This is a genomic window from Micromonospora sp. URMC 107, from assembly GCF_051386315.1.
Taxonomy (GTDB): domain Bacteria; phylum Actinomycetota; class Actinomycetes; order Mycobacteriales; family Micromonosporaceae; genus Micromonospora.
Genome location: NZ_JBPQTK010000345.1, coordinates 1 through 244 on the forward strand (window position 1 = coordinate 1; position 244 = coordinate 244).

Sequence of the window (244 nt, forward strand, 5' to 3'; positions counted from 1 at the left end):
ACCACGACCCGGTAGAAGGCGCGGACGCCGTGCCAGTCGATCGGGTAGCCCTCCGGGCCGAGGGAGGCGGCGTCGCGGTGGCTGGCCACACCGAGCAGCTCGACGAGGCGGCCGTTCTGCCCGGTCTCCTCGACCAGTTCCCGGATCAGGGCGGCGCCGGGCTGCTCGCCGTAGTCGGTGCCGCCCCCGGGCAGGTGCCAGCAGCCCGCGCCCGGGTAGCCATCAGAGACGCGGGTGAGCAGCA

General features: G+C 74.6%; 1 protein-coding gene. It reads right to left on the minus strand.

What is annotated here, in order from left to right; translation table 11 throughout:
* Positions 1–244: NUDIX hydrolase (locus tag ACSNN9_RS28790; protein WP_436676434.1), on the minus strand; the 244-nt coding region annotated here is incomplete at both ends.